The following is a 22,372-nucleotide window of genomic DNA, read 5'->3' on the forward strand; positions in this document are numbered from 1 at the left end:
CTGTCGGCCGCGATAGAGTCTGGAACAGCACCACAGTTCAGCTGAAATTCTGGGTTACGAGGAGGGCACCGTCGCTCGCTTGAAACACGCCGATCCCCTCGTTCGTGAACCCGCCTTCGAGGATGTTTTCTCGGTGCCCCCGGGAATCCATCCACCCGTCGACGACATCAGCAGCGACGGATTCCGCGTCACCGGTGGTCGTAGCGTACTGTTTCGCGATGTTCTCTCCCGCTCGGTTGCCACTGTAATCGACTTCTTGATATCGATTGGCCGTGGTCGTTCCATCGGGCGCCTCGTGTGCGAAGAAATGCTCCGACGCCATCGCTCGACTGTGGTTCGCTGCGATGCTGGCGAGGTGTGTGTCGTACGAGAGTCGGCTGCATCCGTGCTCCCTCCGCCGGTTATTTGTCGCGGTGTGGATCTCTCGTTCCAGCCGCGATGGTGTGATATCACCGGGTAGCTGTGCGAGTCGCTTGGCAGCGATGACGCTGGCGTGGACGCCTCCCCGTGGATTCCAGCGCGCCCCGACGCCGATGTGAGTGAACTCCGTCTGCCGAGCGAGGAAATCCGAGAGAAACTCGTCGTACAATTCGTTCGCGATAGCGTCGGATGTCCGTCCAGTGGGGTACCCCTCTACCGTAGAGAGCTGATACCCGCCGGTCGCGAGTGATTCTCGGTCCAGTTCTTCGGAGAGGCTCGGCACCTGAGACTCCGAATCGAAGTAGTCGCTCTCGACGGTGCGATCCGCGTGTGATCTGGCTATCGCTGAGAGCATCTCATCGTTCTCAACGGAGGTCGCCGTGCTGCTGCGCAAGCGCCGAGTGAGGCTCGCCTCGATATCCGTGCTGGCGACCTGGTCCCGGAGCGAGACGATGGCTGGAGTGGTTCCAGTGTCGAGGGTGGTCCCACACTGTGGACACGCGGTGGACCGCTTGATGCCGACACCGCACTCGATACACGTGAGCGTTCCATCGACTTCGAGAACGAGCCCGTCACACCGCTCACCATCGTGATGGCCTGCAGGGGTCCGCGTCCCGCACTCGGGACAGACTGTCGCGGTCGTTTCGACAGTCGGGATCCGCTCGGACATCACCGATCAGCTCCAGTCGGCAACCCAATCATTGACGATTCCAACAAGAGAATACAACCCCTTCATCTCGACGGATACTCAGGTCAGTCAGCGACTCACGCGAGCCGACGCGAAAAGGCCGGCAGGAGAGTTAATACGGGCATCCGTTCGCCTACGCGATCCGGTAGCAGCGATAGGGCCTCGGTCTGCCAAGCACAACACGTCATTGAATCATAACTAATTTCCAGGACGAGGTGAAGGCTGGCGTATGGCCGAGTGGGTCGACCAGTCGGTATCCGAGATCCGATGGATGGCGGCGCCGGCAGTCCGTCCTCGGTTGGGCGTCGCGGAGTGTCAGTCCCGACCGTCGGGGAATCGCAGCTACACACGCTACACGGTCTATCATCCGAACGCGGAGGAGGACATGGTGATGGACCATAGCCGTGGCCGTGAGATCGCGTCAGTCGAAATCGACGAGGCGGACGCGCCGTCGTGGCTCTCGGAGATCGAACACCTGGTCGTCGAGTTCGACGGTAGCGGCGAGATAGCGGCACTCCACTATCCGTACCGGACGCGATACGACGCCCCCAAATACGGCCTGCTCGAACTGGATCTGACTGCGCCGGAGTGGGTGTCGCTCCCCGCCGGGACGTACACGATCGAGGCCATGCACCGTGTCGCACGGTGCTGGCGGTGGGACGAGATTGACATCGAGCACGCGCCACCGCAGGGGGCGGGTGCGGTGGCGACCCGCCAGCAGCCCAACGACGCGCCCGTCCCGATCCGGTATCTCCCGACAGACGCACTGCCCGAGGCGGCCACTACCGGAGACGCGCTCGTCGCTGCCGCCGCCGACGCCGACGACGAGGGTCGTGTGGCGCTGTCGGACTGCACTCTCGATACCGAACTCGGCGCGGAGACGCGGGACATCCTCGCCCGACAGCGGCGTGCGTACGCCACGGCTGCTGATAGCGATACCAGTGGGGACGAGCCGGTACAGATCCCACTCCACGCGGCTCGCGACGCAGCCCGCCCGCTCGAACAGACGACCTACGCGGTCGTCACGAAGACCACCGATGGCGGGGTCACGCTACGGCCCCTAGCGGTCCGGTCCCCACCAGCCGGCCGCTCACTCGCGTATTTCATGGAGCGCGAGGTCCCGACGACACCCGACAGCGTCAGTCGGTCGATCCGGGAGGACGCGCCGACAAACGACACCCGCCGCGGCCGTCACCCATTCGAGTTCTCCTTCATCGCCGACGACCCGCTGGTCGACGTGGTGGCCGATTCCTCGAAGTTCCGTTCCATCATGAGCGAGTCCGTCACTGCCGTCTTCCACGAGCCCGTCGACGCGACTGCATTCCAGCGGGGCGATATCTTCCAAGTGTCGGACACGGATTCGGCGGCGTCGACGGACGCCCACCGCTCGTCGCTCTCGGATGTCGGGGCCGGGATCGCCGACGACGCGACGCTCGAGACCGTCGGCTTGGCCTACCAGCCGGTACTCACGGGGTTCCTCCGTCATCAGCTCCCGACGCTGTGGCACGTCAGTGGCTTCCACCCCGAGAAGTTCGTCCAGACACTGCCCAACGAGCATCAGGTCGTTCACCACCGGAATGGTGACGGCCAACTGGACGAGCTTCACGATATCGAGCCGATCCACGAGCAGGCCGGCGGGATCGCAGACGCGGAATACTACCTCAGCGCGGAAGCATGGGAACTGCCGCCGTCGAACGGCGTGTTCGAACTGCGCTACGAGAGACCGAGCGAGTCGCTGGACGACCGGCGGCGGATCACGCAGTTGGTCACGTTCCCCGCGTTGCTCCCAGTCCAGTACGACCTCCTGGCGTTGCTCTCCGAAGAGACGTATCGGCCGTCAGACGAACTCCAGTCTGAACTGTCGAAGACATACGTCGGCCAGCCACTCGAGATTCTGGCCGACCGCGGGCTGGTCGAACGAACGTCGCTGGACGGTCCTGGCTACGCGTATCGCCGAACGGTCGCTGGGACCGACGCCCTCGAGGCGCACGACGAGTGAGCGACACTTCGCCCCTCGCCGACAGTGAATCGACTGATACATGGTTTGATAGAATCCTGGATTCGAGTCCAGATCGACCCTCGTAGTTTTACAACCAATCTGCGTATGTTTTCTCACCTCAATCGGGACGTCAAGAGATTGGATTCAGACGTTGCGATTTAACTAAGAAGTATTACCTTTATTCAGGTCCCAGTCTGATCCCGCTATTCGTATCCGAAGCAGTATTATTTGGCGAAGGAATCGCCGGGAATTCGGTAATGACAGATTTCGCACCACCCTACTCGGGGGCAGTTACCGTCGTTCGAGATCGACGAAACCCGTCGACATCTTCAGATTTAGACGATGACGCTCTATTCGCACCCAGCCCCAGGTATCTATCGAAATTCCGGGGATGAAGCGGTGATACATTGTACTCCCGATGATACAGGAGCAACGACCCACCGCTACAATGTTTGTGATAGTATCGAAGACTCGTCTAGACAATCGATCATGTGGGGGACGGGACCGGTTGGCCGACGACTGTGGCTGGAGCCCGTGAAAACCACCGCGAACGCGCTACCCACCGGTGTTGAAGTGGCGAATAGTATGAGACCAGAACATCGAGATCGGCAGTGAAACCCGGGGTGCAGGTGGGGTGGAGACGACATACCGAAAATCTATACCTGAATCCTGATAGGTGTCTCGTCGAGACTCGAAGCGAATCCCAACGTCTAACGGCTGCTCTCCGTTGCTATCCCAACTCTTCGACGCTGTTGCCCCCTCGGACCTCCCACCCACTCACCAGTGTACTCTACGCTTTGTTCTCCAGACACTCCCTCTGTAGCGGTGGTGTGGCCGGGCTGTAACTGGTGAATTCCCGAATCTGCACCCGGTGTTCGTCCCGATCGACCGTTCAGGCGGGGTGGAGCGGGACCGAAACGGCCTACGCACACCCCCAGAATAGCCCCTCGCCCCACGCATGCGGTCGCACTCTCCACTCGACCTATCCCGATTATATACGTATGGTGTCATCGAAATTCTGTCCGGGTGCCACCCACCCCCACTCGATTGACTGTGGACACCCAATTCGAACCCAGCCGTAACATATCATATCGAGTACCCAGATCGGTCGCCTCGGCTGCGGAGACTCCCCTCTCCTCGAACACGATCGAGATCCGAGAAGACGATATCACGACCGACACACGACCGGACGGTCACCCACGACCCCGGACCATATCGTGGCCCCATAATCAGCCAGCACAGACACTGAGCAGGCGGTTCACCGCATGTGGTGCGAAATTAAGGTCCTCAAAGCGGGATCGCGGTCGACGTCACCAAGAACGATATCGATCCAGTCATCGTCGCGATCGCCGGATGTCTACTCGGCGAACTATTCAAGGTGTACCGGGAGTCAGACTTCTTCGTTCGCGTACTGACAGGTCGGACGAACGTCCTCGAGGAGCGTTTCGACGATTTCCCAGAGGATCAGCGAGGGAGTTTCGTGTTCGAACGTGATCCCCCAGCGGTCCTCCGTATCAGCGGCTGAGTACTGGAAGTGTGCTCGTCCGAGATCGAGATGGTCTTCGTCTTGGTGCCAGCCTGCGTCAGTGACCCGCGACTGAAGTCGTGGGCTTGTCAGTGGACTCCCCTTCTGCCGTCGAATCGACGGAGGCGGTATACTCGCCGTTCAGGCTCAGCGTCCCTGACTTGAGCGCACACTGACAGGGTGCGCCTCCACTCGAAGACATCTGCCCCGAGTGGAGCCGTTTCAACAGCTTGCGAGCGATGTTCTTGCTCGCATTATAATCCGCGTTCAGTTCGTACTCGCACTCCCCGCAGACGAACTGGTGTTTCGACCGCCGATTGATTTCGCGAGTACATCCGCAGGACGAACAGCGCTGGCTCGTGTACGCAGGATTCACCTGCACGACCGATATGCCTGCCATCTCGGCCTTGTACTCGGCGTACTGAAACAGGCGCCGGAACGCCCAGGCGTGGAATCGCTTCGCGCCCGGCATCCGGTTGCGAATGTCAGTCAGGTTCTCGAAGGCGATGTGCGTGCAGTTGTGATCGCGGGCTTCCTCGAGAATCCGGTTCGACACTCGGTGGAGTTGGTCCTGCATCCAGCGGTGTTCGCGGTCCTTCATCGACTGAATCGACAGGTGCGCCGACCGGGTGCCCGTCTGTTGCATCGACCCACGCGTTTGTTCGAACTCGCGGCGGCGATGGTTCATCTCGTCGGCGTTCCCGATGAACGCGCCCGTCGATGTCACGGCTAGCGAGCCATCCACGTTCAGGTCGACACCGAGGACTGTTCTGTGCTCGGCATCGGATGGAGAACTCATGGATCGCGGTTGTTCCTCAGTTTCGACACGGCGCATCCGTGCGTGGAGGTAGAACGACTCTGTGGGCCGGTCGTACTGCAGCGTGGACGTACGGAACTCGTAGTCCTCGTTCAGTAGATATTCACCGATCGGTGTCCCTTCTGGGTCGTCGGGAATCACGTAGTCACACTCGACGCGACCATTTATTGTCGAGAGCGAGACGTGGTCGCGGTGGAACGTCGCGGCGCGTTTGTCGTAGACGACGCTCCAAGCGTCGAAGTGCGGTTGACTGGTATTGTCGCCGTTCTTGAGACGAGCAACACCGCTTTTGGTGGCTTCGATAGCGCGTCGAATGCCTTTCTGGACGAGGTTGGCGGTCAGCTCCGTCCCGTCACGAAGTCGCTCGTAGAGAGCCTTCTCGGCTTTTTGTTTCGAGGTTACGCAGTAGTCCTCGGGGTATCGCCACGCCCACGCTGCGGTGGTGTTCGCACAGTGGAGAAACTGATCTTTGGTCCGATGGAGGTCGGTCCGCCGCTGGTCAGGGATTTCGAGTTTGACTGCGACCGTGCGAATCACCTCCCCCATCTGTAGGACACACTGACTCGGGTTTGGTTATAAACTCTCGGAGCGGTGGGGAGTCAGTTTCCTCTCTCTCGCGAATTGAGTCGAACGGTGTCGGATTCCTCCCGCGGTTCAAGCCGTGGGCTTCCGCCTTGTATCTCTGTGAAAGCCTGTGTTCGGGTCTGTGTAGTTGATACGGATCCAATCGTGTGGGTCCTGTCGATACCACTTGACAGTTAGTTCGGGCGAATCGGGGCCTGTCGGGGGATCGAGGCGGGCTGGGTCGAATATTCCTCTCAGCTGTTTGGCCTCGATACTGTCAGGAACGTACTCGACGGTCGTGATCTGTGGCACGCGGTCGAGCACGTCTCGCTTCAGCTGAGCGTAGAGGTTGGCGTTTGGGTCTCCACCCGGGTGCGGGACCGACATCCGTTAGCTGTTGGCTTCGGCAGGCTCCGTCGTCGGAGCGAGAAAGTCCCATTCGCGGATGGCAAAGCCAACGATCTGGATACGCCGCTGGAGGTGCTCCCACTCGCGGGCGATCTCACGGCGACGGTCTTCTTCGTCAGCGTCGAGCGATTCGTCAGTAAGCGTCCCGCGAAGCTGATTCGGTGACTCGACGCCGAATTCCTCCTCCCAGTCGCGGATCTGCGTCTTCATTTCGGCGAGACGGTCCGTGAGTTCCTCGACAGTGTGGTCGCTGTCTCGAAGACGCATCGCCTCCTGCATCGCTTGGCGGCGATAGTCAGGGTAGTACGTCGTATGAGTCCCGCTGTCGTCGCGATGAAGGATGCCATCGTCGACGAGGCGTTCGAGGACGCGTTTGGTTGGTTCGTGCGACCAGCCCGCTTCGGAGGCGATCCAGTTTGCCGTTCGCGGCTCCGACAGCTGTCGGGCGGTCATCCGAACCCGGTCTTCACCCGTGGTCTGGCGTTCCATCAGACCTTTAGAGTCCGATCCGTCTTCGGTCATACAACATAGTTCGAGTTCTATCTTAATATAAGTTGAGTCAGTTAGCTCTATATCGGATGAGAAACAGTCTGCTCCAGATCGGGTGAAGTGCTACCAGTATTCTATCGCCCCCTGAGGGGTGCGGGGGAACTGCCGAGTCCCTCGCGAGTACCAATGGGACATCGCGCACTCACCGCCTACGAACGGCCGGATAGTACCTACAATTGCCATTACACCCACTGGGGTGGGATGCATCTCAGGCTCAAGCAAGCCATCACCAGCGAGACACCCTTCGGTGGCGAGCAACCGAACGAGACGAGCCAATCTATCTGTGACCAACTCCTCGAAGCGACGACCGAGACAGCGATTCAAGGTGCTCTGGACGGCCGTGAGTCACCGTCGCGCCCGGTCGATATCGACCCGTGGGCAACGCGTTGCACGCTCGACGAGATTATCTCCGAACAGCTGGATTTCTTGCACCACGAAGCGTTCTACGTGGTCGACAGCGATTTCGCGGTGACTGCCTACCGGACCCACTGGTTCGGACTCCAGTACGACTGCGCTGCAGTCGAAACCGCGCCCACGGTCGGCAACGGGGCGCTCAGAACCGTGCGATGGTACGACGGCGAGCCCGTGGGTGATGGCTTCGCGCAGGGTGAATTCCGCGCGCTGAAAGCCGTCGCCGGCGACCTCTTGGATCGGGGTGTCTTCACGCACGGCGAGGCTATCGAGTATCTCGAGCAGCAACTCGACGAGTGGGTCGGCGAAAAACAGGAGCTCATCGTCAGACGACCGCACGTCGTCAAGTGATTCATCGGGATTCGCTCGAACTCCGGTGTGCGTAGCTGCGTGTTTTTATTTCCTCCTGAGGGGTGCGGGGGGCACTACAAGGCCTCGCGCTGACCTTCGATGGCTACGACAGAACACTTCGAGCGAACCTTCGACGAAGAGAGTGGCCGAACGATCCAGACGACCGAGTGTCCCGAATGCGACGGGCGACTCATCACTGACGGTGGGGAAACGCGCTGCACCGACTGTGGACTCGTCGTCGAGGGCTGCCGTGTCGATCGACGCGGCCCACGCACCTTCGCCGAGGACGACACCAACCGAAAACGCACAGGCGCACCGATCACCGAGGCACGACACGATCGCGGGCTGTCGACGGAGATCGGGTACAAATTCGATGGGAACGGCAACGCGCTCTCCGGACAGAAACGACGACACCTCGCCCGCTTGCGTCGCGAGCACACCCGGGCGAAGTGGCGATCGAAGGCAGAACAGAATCTCGCCCACGGCTGTGGGGAAATCGCGCGGATGGTCGGCGCGCTCGACCTCGATCGTGATCACCGCGAGCAGGCGAGTGCGCTGTTCCGGTCGGCACAAGATGAAGGCCTCCTGCCCGGTCGGTCGATCGAGGCGTTTGCGGCAGCCTCGATTTACGCGGTGTGTCGATGTACGGACGCGACTCGAACGCGCGGTGAGGTGGTATCGGTCGCACAGGTCGACCGCGACAGAGTGATCACCGCCTACGACGTGCTCAACGAGCAACTGAACCTGCCGACACCCCCACAACGTCCACGGGAGTACATCCCAGCGCTCGCGTCGGCGATGGACGTTCCACCGGAAACCGAGGGGGTTGCGCGTTCGCTCGCCGAGCGTGCATGGGAAGCTGGTGCTGGCGTCGGTGTCCACCCCGCAGGCTTCGCAGCGGGCTGTCTCGAAGTCGCTTGTCGGGACGACGGCGTGGAGATTACCCAGATAGCTCTCGCCGAGGTCGCGGACGTGACGCCGGTGACTGTGCGTGGCCATCGCGATCGGATCGAGACAGCGCGCAGTGGGTGGTGATGATGCGACTCGTCTGGATTCGTGCTCACCTGCCTGGCTTCGGATCGGGCGGCGAATGCATCCACGAGTGTCGCCACTGTGGAGAAACCGTAGAATCAGCGACCGACTCGTGTCCAGTCTGCGGGCGGTCAGGGATTGCAACCTACGAAATCGGGTAGACGCTCCGCACGTTCGTTTATCGGCGCCCCGAGGGGCGGGGCGCTCGCGTTCGGGTGCTCCTGAAATTCATGCATCCACTGCAACAATTGGACTTTTCGACCCGAGTCGCAAAGCGCGCACAGTACGAAGCCTTCGAGTTTTCTCTCTCCAGGTGGCGTCACCGTTCGCAACGGCAGTCACGCCAACCCGAGCGAGCACGAATATCTCGTCCGAATCGAGGATGGCGTTCCTGTGGTCTGTGACTGCCCAGCTGACGAGCACTACGAGGGCGCGTGCAAACACCGGGTCGGGGTCGCGATTCGACGGCCACTTCTCGATGCCGCTGGCGAAGCAGATGGCTCACAGCCGGTCGCGGCGGACGGTGGGCGCGTTACCTCGCCGACGGAGGAGGAACCCGATACAGACCCATTTCAGGACGGGAGAGACGTTCGTGCTGATGAGGAATGCTCGGAATGCATCGGCGAGTTCCCGTGCTGGGAGTGTGTTCGAACTGGCCGCAAAGAACTGCCCGAGTAGCAGAAAGTAACCTCCAATTGACGGTTTTGATTCTGATCTGCGAGAACACATCGTTCAAGAATCGTGGCGTACCTGATGCTCTGCTGTCCACTACAACTTGGCGTGCCCTGCACTAATCGCCGAACAGTCGGGAAAAGAATCCTCCAGAGTCGTCTGTGTCGGCTGCATCCTGCATTTCGTTCGACTCTCCGGTATCCGTGCCAGTTTCTGCTGTCCCGTCCAGTAGTTCGTCGACGGAGTACCCGATCCACTCGGCAAATTCCTCGGGCGCACCGATGTAGACGCTGGTGGAGGACTTCTCGGACATGAAGCGCTTGGGAAGCCGTTTCTCGTAGTCGTACACCTCGTACTCTTCGCGGTCGAAATCAGCCGTGATCGCATCCGGTTCCGGCTCGAACGTGACACGGCCACCCTGGATGTCTCGTTGCCACTTGATCCGGCCGGTATCGTACGTTTTTTCGGCCGGTTCTTCGGCAGGGAAGTACTCCGGTTGGTCTCGGTCGGCTTCGTCGTAGAATTCGCGGAAGATGCGGCGGACGTCTTCGATAGTACCGTTCCCATCGGTCCACGGTTGCTCGCTCAGCATCCGACGAGCGACGTAGCTGAAAATCGGGTTCTGTCGCTCCAGCACGGCGGCGAGATCCTTCTGTGCGTCGCGGAATCCCGGGTCCTCCGGGTTCGACGGGAAGGAAACGTCCATGCTCAGGATCTTCATCCGGTTCCGGAACTCCGACTTGGGGAGCGCGTCGTTCGTCGTGAAGATCAAACACGGCTGGTCGACGCTGGTCGGCGTCCAGTCGCCCCAGTAGTTCCGTATCGGACTCCACCGCTGGATCTTCTCTTTTTCCGCGTCGATGATGGCGTACGGGAAGCAGGTATCCCACTCGCGGACGCCCCGAACCTCCTTGACACCGACCTCGTCAGCGTCCACACCCGAGATGACCGTATTGTCCGAGACGAGCCGGAGGATATACTCGGTGAGCTTGTCCTTGCCGGCGTCGCTTTTCCCCTCGATATAGAGATGCTGGAGGACGTTGTCCAGCGTCCGCGAGGGTGAGGAGAGGGCTTCGGCGTACTGGTTGGCGAACGGCGCCCAGAATCCATAGAGGAACGCCTCGTACATCTGTGCCATCACCGCCGTCTCCGATTGCGTGTGGCCGTGGTTCTCGACGGTCTCGATGTAATCCTCGATAGTTTCGAGACAGTGATTCAGGACTTCGGGCGTCGGTTCGTCGGTGGCAACGAGGATCATCTCGTCGTCCTCACCGATGACGACCTGTTCGGCCTCGGGAAGGACGGACATCGTCGGGATCGCCGTCGATTCCTTGACCTGGTTATTGTACGCGCTCAGCGGTGCGGTGATACTGTGGTCTTCGACAGTTGCGCCGCGATCACGAAGCCCAGCCCCGAACTCGTCTGCCGTTGCCTTGTCTACCTTGCTCGTCCCCATCCGAATCTTCTCGTCAGGTGCCCGAACCCGTGGCCGATCGAGCGTGTCCGTCAACTCAGTTTCGTGGTCTGATTCGACAAGCCCTACATCTGGTGATTCCTCGTCGTCGTCCGCAGTATTGTCTGAGCCGTCTTCATCTGTTGGCTCGTCTGGTTCGACGACGTTGCGGTCGGCATTTTCGGGTTCTTCGACGAAGGCGACTGTCTCGTCGGCTTCCTCGGGGTCGTCGACGACAGCGGTAATCTGGTCAGCGACAGCCTTCAGATCCTCGACGGCATCTTGATTCAGCGCGGCGGTGTCACTTACGTCGAGATCGCCACTACCGACCCAGTACTCGATGCGATTTTCCCGCTCTTCCGGCGAATCCGCTTCTTCGAGTGCTTCGACTAGCCCCTCGAGCAGCGTCTGGTCGCTGTACCCCTCGCGGTACTGGTCGATGAATTGCTTGAACTCCTCGTCCAGTTCAGTTCCAACCTCGGTCGTGAAGACAGAGATCTGGTTCGTGTGATACTCCCAGGAGTTTCGCGAGAGGTTCGCAGATCCCTGGACGAGCTTTACCGTATCGTCCGGCATGACGATCCGGTAGATCTTCGAGTGGACGGTTTTCCGGTTTTTCAGCCGAACGGTGAGACGGCCGTCCTGGCGCAGTTGCACGAGCGAGCGTGCCGTCGACACTTCGTTCACCTGATCTGCGTAGTCCTCCGCATTCCCGATCAACACATCTAACGACCCAATACCGTACTCCGTCAGCATCTTCACCATCAGGTCGGGCGTCTCGGCGTACGTCACGGCATCCACGTGGCGGGCATCTTCGAAGAGGTCGAGAAAGTCTTCTCGTTCCTTCACCATCGCCAATCGATATTTCGCCGCACCCGACCCGTAGAATTCCGGCATATCCGCGAACCGGTCGAACGAGATATTCGCCGTCAGTTCGTCCATAGAGACGACACTGGTCTAACACCAATAAACCCGTGCCGCGGAGTGATAGTGTAACTCGGTGCAAGAGATACACCGTCCTCTCTATCGCCAACTCGAATAATTGAGTGGTGCGAAGTTCGATCTCGAACGAACCGATCACGTCCGCGAAGTCGGTCGCTCGGTCGCACAACTCCGTGACTGATCAGAAGAGATTGGTGAAGTCTCGCTCGACGATTCCCGTCTCCGGGTACTCGGCGAATCCGCTTCGGTCAGTCCGTCGCCGTTGACAAACTTTGCTTTCCCTACTTGTTCCAGAATTCCAGTAGCGAACTAAATATTCACGACCGATTCATCGAAACGGTGGTCTCCGCGATGTGTTGAAGGTGCCTGCTCGTCAGACACCGAGAGTGCTCCAGAGCCAAAGTTCGAATCGTCCGACTCACTCGTCGTCGAAGCCGTGCAAGCGGCGGTGCCCCCGCAGGAATTCGACCCCTGGGCAGTGAGATTCATCGTCGGGAAGGTGGATCTCCGTCCCTTCGAGCTCACTGAACTCCGCGTAGCCGGGCTGGTCTGGTGCGTCGTTGACGAGTATCTCGTAGTCATCGGACACCGAGAGCCATCCCGAGTCGAACGCCCAGTGGTGGAGCTTGCACAGGGCAACCCCATTCCGTACGATATCTCGGCCCCCAGCGCCTTTTGGATAGATGTGGGCAGCTTCGACTTCCGGAGTACCATCGGGAGTGGTTCGATGGCGTCCACAGACCGCACAGCGGTTTCCATAGGCTGCACGGACGCGTCGACGGAAGGCTGTGTCGCGCACCCGGCGGCGCTGTTCGGTGAACGCTTGAGCCTCGTCGGTCAGGGTAGACGTATCGATGGCTTTGGGTGTGGGTGGTTCATCCCCGATCGGAGACTGCTCTGTTGGGCCACCGCCCAGGAGGACAGTCGGCAGGGGTCCCTGTTCCTCACGAAGCGTTTGCACGCGGTCAGCGGCGACACGGGTGAACCCCTGTACGACCGGACGACCGTCGTATCCGAGCCACTCCCAGACCTGTTCGACTGTGGGGACTGCCGTCGTGTATGCTTCGATGGTGTAGCAGTGGCGACTCCGAGGTTCGCCCCACAGCAGGGCACCCGCCTCGGCATTCTCGAACGCTCGGTCGACGCGACCGCCAGCGATGAAGGCGCCGTCGTGATAGAACAGGAGGACATCGCCACCGGTGAGTTGGTCGATCGCAGCCTGTTTCTTCGTCGCGTCAGTTTCGGTTGTCCCCCAGATCCGAACTTGGTCGTAGCCGGCCAGTTCCGGCGGGAGGGTTTCGTACTGGGAGAGGTCATGTGGTTGCGCGACGGACTGTCGAAAGCGAGCTATCCAGTCAGTATTGACCGGAACGAGATAGAGACCTTCGGATGAAGCTGGTTCGGTCTTGCCCGCGGGTTGGGTCGGCTGGACTCTCGCGAGTGCGCGCCGGCCGCGGTCGGTGAGTTCGTATGCGCCGTCTCGTTTCTCGATGTAGCCGATCGCCAGAAGCCAGGTGTAGTGTTTGATCGCGACAGCATCGTCGGGTTGGTAGTCAACGTATGCCTCGGCGAGGATGGTATCACGCTGGTCGAGTGGAATGGGGCCAGCCGCGACCCGTGCGAGAAGATAGTCGAAGCCAATGACTGTCGTCCGGAGTGCATCGAAGAGGATCTCGTATTCCCGATCGCCCGGCTCGTCGAGCGCAGCGAGGAATCGGTCACCAGCCTCGGTGAGGTAGACAGTGCCGGTCGCTTCCGGGAGTGAGATGAGACCGAGATCTTCGATAAAGGGAACTTGCTTGTCGAAGGTGGATTCGCGGGCGTCGAGTTCTGTTTCGAACCAAGACCTGAGGTCGGTTTTCGTGGGCGCTTCGGTCGCGATATACTGGCACATCGCGACGAGATTCGCGAAGCGATCACTGGCGCCTCCGAGGAAGCGGACTGCTGTTGGGTATCGGTCGTCTTCGTTGTGTTCGACTGGGTAGGCAGTGAAGATCGGATCTGAAGGGGGTTCGCTGGTTCGAGAGTTCTCCCCATCCTCAGGCGGCATGCTCTGTGCATGTAGAGATTGGTGGATGAAGATTGGGGATCGGTTGGTCACAATGGATTACAACGGTTGACTGGCAGTTCGCTCGGGAGCCTCCTCGAGCAATATTTCCATCGTCGGGTTCTCGGGGTAGCGTATGGCTGGCGACTGGACAGTGAGTACGGTCACAGACGAGTTCTCCTCCAATACGAAGCAGAACCTTCGGAACCTCTACTCGAACCAGTGTGCGATATGTGGCCAACGACGGGAGTCCCCGTTCGGGCACCCGGAGACCGAAGCCGCACATATCCATCCAGCCCAGCACGGTGGCCCGGATAGGGAGACGAATGGGCTGCTCCTATGCCGGCGCTGTCACTGGGGGTTCGATTCAGGCTGGTTGAGTCTCAGAGACGACCACCAGATCATCGTCGCACCCGACGAATCCGCCGATGGCTATGAATACTTCCACCAGTTTCGCGATCAGTCGCTGACCACTCCCAGTACTGCGGACCTTGGTCCAGCGGCGCGCTTCATCCAGGTGCATCGAAAGTTGTTCGGCTTTGATTCCATCGACAGCGGTGATCGATTGACCTTCGGAGGATTGCGAAGCGGTGAAACGAGTCTCGTCGATGGGCGCTGTGTGCGTATCGAGGGGGCTCCAGACGAAGCACTCGTCGTCAACTGTAGTGTTACGGATGTCGGACCGCAGCAAGTGCGCTGTACTCATCACCGAACGCTAGAGACTCGGCCGGTCTCGGGGACAGAAGCTCCAGATCCTTTGTTCGACGACACGGCAGCGATCTCATTCGAGGAGCTATCTCAGCAGGTTCAGGAGGTCAAAGATGGGTATACGGGCATCCCGCAGAAGTGGGAGTGGGGACGACTCTTCCGCAGGGCACGGGCCACATCCGGGTTCTCCTCCGAGGAACTCGCCGAGAAAATTGACGTAGAGGGGGCAAGCGCGTTGCAAATCGAGCGCTCAGAGGGTGTTTACGAGATGTTTCCCGACCGAGAATATGAGGAAAACGCGCTCTCGTATTCTGCTATTGCTGAACTGCAACGGGTGTTCAACAATGCCGACGATATCCGAGCCGCATACGATTGCATCATCGCAACCGGGCATTCACTCACAGTCAAGGAGACTCGTGTTTGGGTAGAGATCCTGATGGCCGATGTCGACGTGACACGCGAGAGAGTCAGAGAAGAAGTGCAAACATACGAAGAGCTGCGCAGGAAGAATCACGCTGAGAGCGTTCGGCGCATCCTGGATGTACACGCTGAGTACGAATCGACCTATGGATGGGAGTAGCGAGATGAACTGTGTGGCCAAGGGAATCTCAGGAAAATACGACCACGTTCCAGTGGAGGGCCGTGTCTTCAGAGTAGATACTCAGTTGTCTACCGATACACGAGAGTCTGCACTCAGAAATAAACTCAACTGAGGGGACCCCCACATTTCACGAGAGATTGATTAGGGGACACTGTGAGTTAAAATAAGTCTGATATCGCAGATAGTAGGTAGCACCTTTCTTAACGATATTTGATCAGTGCAGATACGATTCAAGCTGATCGACCACGTGGTCGACGAACGAATCCGTGACACGACCTTGCCAAGCGACAAGATCCTCTGTTCGTGGTGAATGGATCGCCCACGGAGAAACGAACGATTCCACAGGGACCCCACCGACTTCCCATATCTCGGGATCGAGAGCGATTGAGTCACTGTATTCTTTCGTCGAGATCGCTATCGCCACATATTGCTCGCCATCAAACGGATGATCGGCGTTGCTGATGATCAACCACGGCCGTTGCTTGTCTGAGCCGATCTTGAATGGGTCTGCACTCCGGACGACATCACCACGTTCGGGGTGCATCACTCACTCTTTCCATCGCGTTCGCTGGGGTGGACCGTATCAGGAGCAGTGTTGTCCCATTCTTCGGTGTTGATGCCCCCATCTTCAGCGTCTAGCTGTTCGCTTGCACTGTGGAGATCGTAGGCTCCGGTGACGCGCTCTATGTCATCTGTGATCGCCCAGTACTCTCCCTTGTGACGGACGAGCTCTCGATCCTTGAGCTGTGAGAGAGCAGTCCCAACTGTATTTGGAGCTTCCTCTATTGCACTCGCTATCTCGGCACGGGTGAATGCCTGCTCGTTATTGGAAAGCAGGTATCGTATCACCTGCTCGGGAACGCTCGGTCCCGATGGTAAATCTCCAGATTCGAAGTCGTCGATGCTCAGCGGCATGGCCTGAAATTAGCGTGCTGATGTAATTAACGTATTGACGTACTTATGTACGCATGTGCTGAAAGGGTGATGCTGAATTCAGGGAAACGGACAGCCAAACCAAGCAGTTCTACGACAAACGCGCCGCGACGTTCCACCGCGACCACGTCTCACTCTTGACCGTCACTGGTAGCGTTGTATGCGACTACGTGATTCCCGACGACCCAAGCGACACACCCACCCCACTGGTTCCGCTGTTACCCTTGGTAAAATAGCAGCACTTCCGTGGGAGAGAGGGGATGAGTTAGCTAGTGAGATGTCTGACAAACAGACACCCCTCTATCGATGTGTTCTGGCAGACTGTTCCAGAGGAACACACACCTCTATCGATGTGTTTCGCCTGGGCCCTGAAGATTCGATAGGGACTGTTACTAGTTCCATTAAAATCCTCGGAAATGGCGCTGCTTCCCATCACTAACAGCGGAACCAGTGGGGTGGGAACCTCTCCTGAGTTTACTGGTCTGGATCGACCGGTCGCTTGTACTTTGAGGTCACCGAGATCTCGCTCGACGATTTCTGTCTCCAGATACTCGGCGAATTCCGCTTCGCTCGGTCCGGCCCTATTGGCGAGTTCCGCCCGCTCCGCTCGATCCAAAATATCTTCGACCAGTCATCGAAGCAACGCCCGTTCAGCACATTCCCGGAGTTCTGCCTCCGACAGCGGCTCGATCTTGACCCGTTCGTCGTCGGCGGTGTAGTAGATGATCGGTCGGATCTCCCGGTGAGGATATTCCGCCGAGAGCACGTGGTGATAGACACTCAACTGTGTTCGGTACTCCGCGTGGGCGACCCGCTGGCGGTCGGTCTTGTAGTCGACGATGTCGACCCGCTCGGGCGTCACGTGCAGCAGGTCGACGATCCCGGACAGGACGATCCGAGGGTCGCCATCGAGCGGACAGATGACGGTCTGTTCGGGCGACACCGTCCCCGAGAGCCCATCGACGAACGCCGCGATCTCCGCCTGCTCGTCCGCACCGGGGCCGGACGGATCCACGTCCTCGCCCAGCGCGTACGCCTCGGCGAAGTCGTGGACGGCAGTCCCGAACTCGGTGCCTTCGCCCTCGGTCACCTCGTCGTAGACGCTGTCGTCCATGATGTCGTGGACGCCCGCCTGCACCGGCCCCTCCCTGTTCGGCGGTGAAACAGATAGCCCAGTCTCCGTCGGCGGATCCCGTTCGACCGGCGTCACCTCGGGGTCGACCGTCGTCGGCTCCCGGTCCAGTTCGGTGAAGAAGTTGCTCGGTTCGTCGCCGGCGGTACACAGGAGGTGGCGCTTCGCGCGGGTCATCGCGACGTAGAGCAGCCGCCGTTCCTCGTCGTAGCTGGACGGAAGCGCACCCGAGAGCACGTCGTACTGCCAGCTGTCGAAGACGTGGGGGCGGTCCGGAGACGTATCGAGTACCTGGGTCTGTCGCAGCCCGATGGTATCGTCGAACCGGATCCGGCTGGCGTCGGGGCGCCCGTAGTGAGGGAACGCCCGTTCGTTGAGGTTCGCGAGGACGACGATCGGGTATTCCAGCCCCTTCGCGCTGTGGATCGTCTGGAGCGTCACCGCGTCCTCGCCGGGGTTGGCGTCGATCTCCGGCGTCGCACCGGCGTCGAGGTTCGCCTCGAGGAACTCGATGGCTTCGCCGCGCGTGTAGACGGTCGACCCGTGCAGGTTCGTCAGCTCCTCGACGAGACCGTCGGCGTAGGGGCCGTCGAAGCCGTAGCGGTCGAACACGCGCCGCACCAGCCCACCGAGCGTCTCGGTCGCGCGGAGCTCCTCCCGGAAGGTGACCATCGCCTCGGGGTAGGCCTCGCTGTCGAGCAGCTCCTCGGCGTGGGCGAGCGTGTAGCCAGCTTCTTCGAGGACGACCGCCCAGCCGCGGTCGTCGTCGGCCTCGACGATCCGCAGCCAGGCCAGCAGGAGCTTCGCCTGGTCGGTGTCGAACAGTTCGATCCCGCCCTCGTAGCCGACCGGCACGTCGTGGTCCTCGGCGGCCTCGATCAGGTCGCGCGCGAACGCTCGCTTGCGCGTGAACACCGCGATGTCGCCGTAGTCGGGCGTGTCCAGGCGTGCCCGTTCGGCTTCGGCTTTGGCCTCGTCCGATGCTTCATCCTCGACCGTCGGCTCGTCGTGTTTCTCGACGGCGTAGTCGGGGTTGTCGACGACGTGTTGCACCCGGTCGAGGACCAGTTCCAGCTCCCGTTCGTGCGTGACCAGCTCGATCCGGGAGTTGTCGACGTGGTTGGTCGCGTCGAGGTCCGTCATCTCGGCTTCGATCGCCTCGACGTCGAGGTCCTCGCCGTTGGTCGCGGGGATCGTGAGACTGTCTTCGGCGAACTCGAGGATCGACGATGTCGAGCGGTAGTTCTCTGTGAGCGCGATCCGCTCGATGTCGCCGACCTCGTAGGGAACCCGCTCGCGGTCGCGATTCAGCGCCGCCCGGTAGCGGTCGAGCCGCTCGCCGAAGTGCTGGATGTTCTCGACGGTCGTGTACTGGAACCCGTAGATGCTCTGTTTCCAGTCGCCGACGACGCAGATGTTGTCGGTCCCTGACAGCAGCAACGCCAGCTTGAACTGCAGTTCGTTGGTGTCCTGGAACTCGTCGATCATCATGTACTCGTGGCGGACCTCCGCCCGGGCCCGGTCGTCCTCGCAGAGCAGGACGAAGGTGAGCACGAGCAACAGGCTCTGGGTGAGGTAGTTGCGCCCGAGTGCGAACGCCAGATACTCGACGTACAGGTCGTGGACGAACGACCGGAGTGCCGAGCGGTCCTCGTCGAACGCCGCTGCAACCCACTGTTCGTCCACCTGCGGGTAGTCGACGATGTCGTCGTAGGCCGGCGCATCCGGCCCGTAGGGCCCCATCTCCGAGTCGAGGCGGCCGGCGATCCCCTTCCGGGCGTCCGACTGGTTGTAGCCGTTCGCCCCTTCGACGGGTTCGTTGGCCTCGTGGAACGCATCCAGGAACGCCTCACGGTCGCCGTCGAGCAGGGCCCCCGACCCGCGGAACCAGCCGTCGGTCGTCGGGATCACCCCTTTCGCGGCCAGCTCCGCGATCAGCGACCGCAGCGACGCCGGGTCAGACAGCGCCGCGAACACGTCTTCGTGTTCGGGGTGGCGGTCCTCGAACTGCGAGACGAAGGTCCGGAATCGCGTCCGCTCCTGGACCTCGTCTTCGACGAGATCCAGCGACTGGGGGATCCGCTCGTCGAGCCCGAGATGCGTCGGCGCCTCGTGGCCGTACCGGCGCAGAATCTGGTAGGCGTAGGCGTGGAACGTGCTGATGGGGGCGTCCTGCAGTTGCGTCAGGTCGTAGTCGGTCCGGGCGACGATCCGGTCTCGCATCTCCGCGGCGGCGTTGCGCGTGAAGGTGACCAGCAGGATGTCGTCGGGGTCGGCGGCGGTCGAGTCGAGGATGTTCGCGTAGCGGCGGGTGACGGCGAACGTCTTGCCCGTGCCGGCGCCAGCGTCGACGAGGTGTGGCCCGTCGAGACTCTCGATCAGGTCGCGCTGGCGGGGGTTGGGCTCAGGCATCGGTCGTCCCCCCCGTCAGGATGAGGTCGCGGTGGTCCACCCGGTCCCAGTTCGGCCCGTCGTCGTCGAACGCGACGGGGAAGCGGTCGTCGTGATACCCTTCGAGTTCCGCGATCCGTTCGTCGACGAACGACTCGAAGGCGTCCAGGTCGTCCTCGAGGAAGTAGCCCGTCGGCTCGGTCAGGTCGTCGAAGATCTTGTCGACGCCGTTGGCGACGTACTTGTAGGAGCCGACCTCCGATTCGGCGAGCGCCGCGAAGGACTCTCTGATCGCCGCCCGGCGCTCGGGGTCGTCGCCCTCCCGCGGGAGCTCGTGGGCCTCGAAGAACGTCCGGTACTGCTCGTAGCCGAGCGTATCGAGGACCTTGCAGCGGTCGTTCGAGTCGGCGTAGTCGGTCACCTGGTCGAACATCGCACGGCTGGCGACGAACTCGGCGAACGTACTGGGGACGTAGGTGATGGTCGTCACCAGCTCGTCCAGGTCGGGGTCGGCGCCTTTCACCATCTCGTCGACGGCCCCGAGCACGTGGACGAAGCGCAACTCCAGGCGCTTTCCCGGTCGCTCCCGGCGGTGCTGTGCGAGATACGCCTTCGCCTGGAAGTCGGGCCGGTCGTGGACGGGGTCCAGTGCCGCCTTCCGCTGGACGGTGCTCGCGTCGCGAACGCTCCCGGACTTGTAATCGACGAGCGTCCCCTCGTCCTGCAGGAAGTCGACGACCCCGTGGAGGCCGAGATCCGTCGCGGTGAACCACCGCTCGCAGTGGTGCGCGTCCAGCGCTACGTCGAGAGTCTCTGCGAGGTCGTTGTCGTGAGCAGGGTCGTCGTAGGTGGTGAACGCGCCGTCGGCGGGCGGCGACGGGCAGCCGTCCAGGTACGCGACGAGTACGTCCAGTCCCACGTCCAGGCGCGTCCTGAGCGTCCGCAGGCGCGGCTCGGTGACGAAGGGGGCCAGCCGGTCGCACATCGCGTCGAGGACGCGCTCGCGCTCCTCGCGGACGACTGCGGGGGCGTTGACGTAGACTTCGGCGGCGTCGTGGAGGGCCTGCCCGCGCTCCATCGCCAGGTTGGTCGGCGACGCTAGCAGCTCGTCGAAGTAGTACTCCCGCGGCGCGTTGACGAGCTGTTTCAGCGTCGACTGGCTCACGGTCTCGACCGGGTCGGGCTCGGGTTCGGCCGCGTCGGTGGGCGCCTCGAAACAGCGCCGGTCCCGGCTGTCGTCGCGCGCCTGGCCCGTGTGGTCGGTCACGTCCGGGAGGTCGTCGAACCCGTCGACGGTCCGGTCGTCGAACAGTTCCCGGAGATAGGGACAGGGCGTGACTTCGTCGCCGGCCATCGTCGCCTGGGCGAGCACGAATCGCTGGTCGCCGTTCTGCAGGAGTCGCTGGAAGCGCCGGAAGTCGCGGTCGACGAAGGCTTCGGCGTCGACCCAGGGGTACTCGGGCGGCGTGCGGGCCCATCCCTCGCCGAGGCCGAGATAGAAGACGATCTCGCGGTCGACTGTCGCGGTCGCACCGGCGTCGACCAGCAACACGCCCTCGCTCTCCCGGTCGACGGGTACCTCGAACGACTGGAGATAGTAGACGAGTTCGTTCACGGCCGGCTCGGTCACGCTGGCGTCCAGCCGGCCGAGCGACCGGAGTTCCGTCCGCAACTGGTCGCGTCGCGTCCCGACCAGGTCCTCGAACGCATCGAGTGCGTCGGCGAACGTCCCCTCCTGTACGGCACGCCGGAAGCGCTCGATCCGGCTCCATACCTCGTCGTCGCCGCGGTCGACAGTCGCCACTCGACGGTCGTCGTACTCACGCGACACGTCGAGCCCGGCCGCGACGAGAAGCGGGCGGACCTCACCCACGGTCAGGCCGTCGCCGGCGAAACTCGTCTGGAGCAGCCGGAGGAAGAGGCGGACCTCGTCGTCATCGACGAAGACCGGACCGCCCTGGTAGGGGACGTTCGCGGCTTCGAGCTTCGCCTCCAGCAAGGAGCTGTAGATCGTCCCCTCGTCGAGGACGACCCCGACGTGGTCGGCGGTCGCCGGGTCGATGTGTTCACAGACCGCCTCGACGACCGCGGTCGCGGACGGATAGAGGTGAGTCGGGGGGAGCGGCGTCGTTCCCGCCGCGAAGGGATCGACCGAGCGGTAGGCCGCGTCGTCGTCGGGGAGGAGTCGTCGGTCGAGCGCGCTCAGCGACCCCTCGTCGATGACGGCGATCTCCCGGCCCGGGTCGAGCGTCGTCTCGGCGAGCGTGCGGTGGCTGTTCGGCGTCGATTCGAGCAGGTCCACGGCAGCCCGGATCGGGGGCGTATCGAAGCCAGGGTAGTTGCAGATCCCGTCCCGTTCGCCCGTCCGGTCCCAGCAGTCGAGGGTCAACTCCAGTGCGCGCGTCGCCGTCTTCCACGACAGATCGGTTCCGCTGACGAACTCGGCGAACAGGTCGCGCCGGTCGTCGGGTGCGAACTCGCCGGTCGCCTGGCTGCGGGGCGTGGCGGCCATCCGACCGATCCGGGGTTCGGTCGCCCGACGGTCCAGCGCCAGCGTCAGCGGAGCGTCGGCGGAAATCGTCACGTCGGCGTCGGCGACCTCCGCGGCGAGGTCGTCGATCGACTTCGCAGTCGCGAGTGACACAGCACATACACCGCACGAACGCGTTTGTAAGTTCTGGCTACCCGGTACGTACTGAACGAGGACGGCAAGACCCACGTCGGTGCGC

The 22,372-nt window shown here is 61.5% G+C and carries 14 protein-coding genes and 2 pseudogenes; 5 read left to right on the plus strand and 11 right to left on the minus strand.

Annotation, left to right across the window (positions count from 1 at the left end; genetic code table 11):
* Positions 1–37 precede the first annotated feature (37 nt).
* Positions 38–1,090, minus strand: coding sequence for a CAP domain-containing protein (locus ACMGFG_RS10170; RefSeq protein ID WP_436930229.1), 1,053 nt, complete (start codon positions 1,088–1,090; stop codon positions 38–40).
* A gap of 409 nt (positions 1,091–1,499) precedes the next feature.
* On the opposite strand from ACMGFG_RS10170, the gene ACMGFG_RS10175 reads away from it, so the two are divergent.
* Positions 1,500–3,107, plus strand: a complete 1,608-nt coding sequence (locus ACMGFG_RS10175) for a hypothetical protein (protein ID WP_436930230.1) — start codon at positions 1,500–1,502, stop codon at positions 3,105–3,107.
* Between the two features lie 1,390 nt (positions 3,108–4,497).
* Here the strand turns inward: ACMGFG_RS10175 and ACMGFG_RS10180 are convergent.
* The 4 genes and pseudogenes from ACMGFG_RS10180 to ACMGFG_RS10195 all read right to left on the minus strand — a co-directional run.
* A pseudogene (locus ACMGFG_RS10180) lies at positions 4,498–4,689 on the minus strand (hypothetical protein); the annotation flags it as partial.
* Between the two features lies 1 nt (position 4,690).
* Entirely contained in the window at positions 4,691–5,995 is a 1,305-nt protein-coding gene (locus tag ACMGFG_RS10185; RefSeq protein WP_436930231.1) for an RNA-guided endonuclease InsQ/TnpB family protein, read from the minus strand.
* A 138-nt stretch (positions 5,996–6,133) separates the two neighbouring features.
* A pseudogene (locus ACMGFG_RS10190) lies at positions 6,134–6,400 on the minus strand (hypothetical protein); the annotation flags it as partial.
* A 3-nt stretch (positions 6,401–6,403) separates the two neighbouring features.
* Positions 6,404–6,943 carry a DUF7342 family protein gene (locus ACMGFG_RS10195; RefSeq protein WP_436930232.1) on the minus strand — a complete coding sequence of 180 codons (540 nt, stop codon included), beginning with the start codon at positions 6,941–6,943 and terminating at the stop codon, positions 6,404–6,406.
* Positions 6,944–7,096: 153 nt separating this feature from the next.
* Here ACMGFG_RS10195 and ACMGFG_RS10200 point away from each other — a divergent pair, with 153 nt between their 5' ends.
* From ACMGFG_RS10200 to ACMGFG_RS10210, 3 genes are all read left to right on the plus strand, one after another.
* The gene (locus ACMGFG_RS10200; RefSeq protein WP_436930233.1) at positions 7,097–7,732 is read left to right on the plus strand and encodes a DUF6735 family protein; all 636 of its coding nucleotides are present in this window, start codon (positions 7,097–7,099) and stop codon (positions 7,730–7,732) included.
* A 99-nt stretch (positions 7,733–7,831) separates the two neighbouring features.
* The gene (locus ACMGFG_RS10205; protein ID WP_436930234.1) at positions 7,832–8,767 is read left to right on the plus strand and encodes a transcription initiation factor IIB; all 936 of its coding nucleotides are present in this window, start codon (positions 7,832–7,834) and stop codon (positions 8,765–8,767) included.
* A gap of 390 nt (positions 8,768–9,157) precedes the next feature.
* The gene (locus ACMGFG_RS10210) at positions 9,158–9,442 is read left to right on the plus strand and encodes an SWIM zinc finger family protein (protein WP_436930235.1); all 285 of its coding nucleotides are present in this window, start codon (positions 9,158–9,160) and stop codon (positions 9,440–9,442) included.
* Positions 9,443–9,554: 112 nt separating this feature from the next.
* Here the strand turns inward: ACMGFG_RS10210 and ACMGFG_RS10215 are convergent, their stop codons facing one another.
* Both ACMGFG_RS10215 and ACMGFG_RS10220 read right to left on the minus strand, forming a co-directional pair.
* A complete protein-coding gene (locus ACMGFG_RS10215) occupies positions 9,555–11,831 on the minus strand; it encodes an Aq_aa27 family P-loop NTPase (protein ID WP_436930236.1) in 2,277 nt (758 codons plus the stop codon).
* Positions 11,832–12,249: 418 nt separating this feature from the next.
* Positions 12,250–13,881, minus strand: a complete 1,632-nt coding sequence (locus ACMGFG_RS10220) for an HNH endonuclease (RefSeq protein ID WP_436930237.1) — start codon at positions 13,879–13,881, stop codon at positions 12,250–12,252.
* 133 nt (positions 13,882–14,014) lie between these two features.
* Here ACMGFG_RS10220 and ACMGFG_RS10225 point away from each other — a divergent pair, with 133 nt between their 5' ends.
* Entirely contained in the window at positions 14,015–15,166 is a 1,152-nt protein-coding gene (locus ACMGFG_RS10225) for an HNH endonuclease (RefSeq protein ID WP_436930238.1), read from the plus strand.
* Between the two features lie 235 nt (positions 15,167–15,401).
* On the opposite strand, the gene ACMGFG_RS10230 is transcribed toward ACMGFG_RS10225, so the two are convergent.
* The 4 genes from ACMGFG_RS10230 to ACMGFG_RS10245 form a co-directional block, all read right to left on the minus strand.
* The gene (locus ACMGFG_RS10230; protein ID WP_436930239.1) at positions 15,402–15,731 is read right to left on the minus strand and encodes a type II toxin-antitoxin system PemK/MazF family toxin; all 330 of its coding nucleotides are present in this window, start codon (positions 15,729–15,731) and stop codon (positions 15,402–15,404) included.
* Positions 15,731–16,102, minus strand: a complete 372-nt coding sequence (locus ACMGFG_RS10235) for a cyclic nucleotide-binding domain-containing protein (RefSeq protein WP_436930240.1) — start codon at positions 16,100–16,102, stop codon at positions 15,731–15,733. The genes ACMGFG_RS10230 and ACMGFG_RS10235 overlap by 1 nt, the downstream gene beginning before the upstream one ends.
* A gap of 649 nt (positions 16,103–16,751) precedes the next feature.
* The gene (locus tag ACMGFG_RS10240; RefSeq protein ID WP_436930241.1) at positions 16,752–19,664 is read right to left on the minus strand and encodes a UvrD-helicase domain-containing protein; all 2,913 of its coding nucleotides are present in this window, start codon (positions 19,662–19,664) and stop codon (positions 16,752–16,754) included.
* On the minus strand, positions 19,657–22,287 hold the full coding sequence (locus tag ACMGFG_RS10245) for a PD-(D/E)XK nuclease family protein (RefSeq protein ID WP_436930242.1): 2,631 nt from the start codon (positions 22,285–22,287) through the stop codon (positions 19,657–19,659). Before ACMGFG_RS10245 ends, ACMGFG_RS10240 begins: the two co-directional genes overlap by 8 nt.
* Positions 22,288–22,372: the final 85 nt, after the last annotated feature.

The organism is Halosimplex halobium (assembly GCF_051414055.1).
Lineage (GTDB): Archaea > Halobacteriota > Halobacteria > Halobacteriales > Haloarculaceae > Halosimplex > Halosimplex halobium.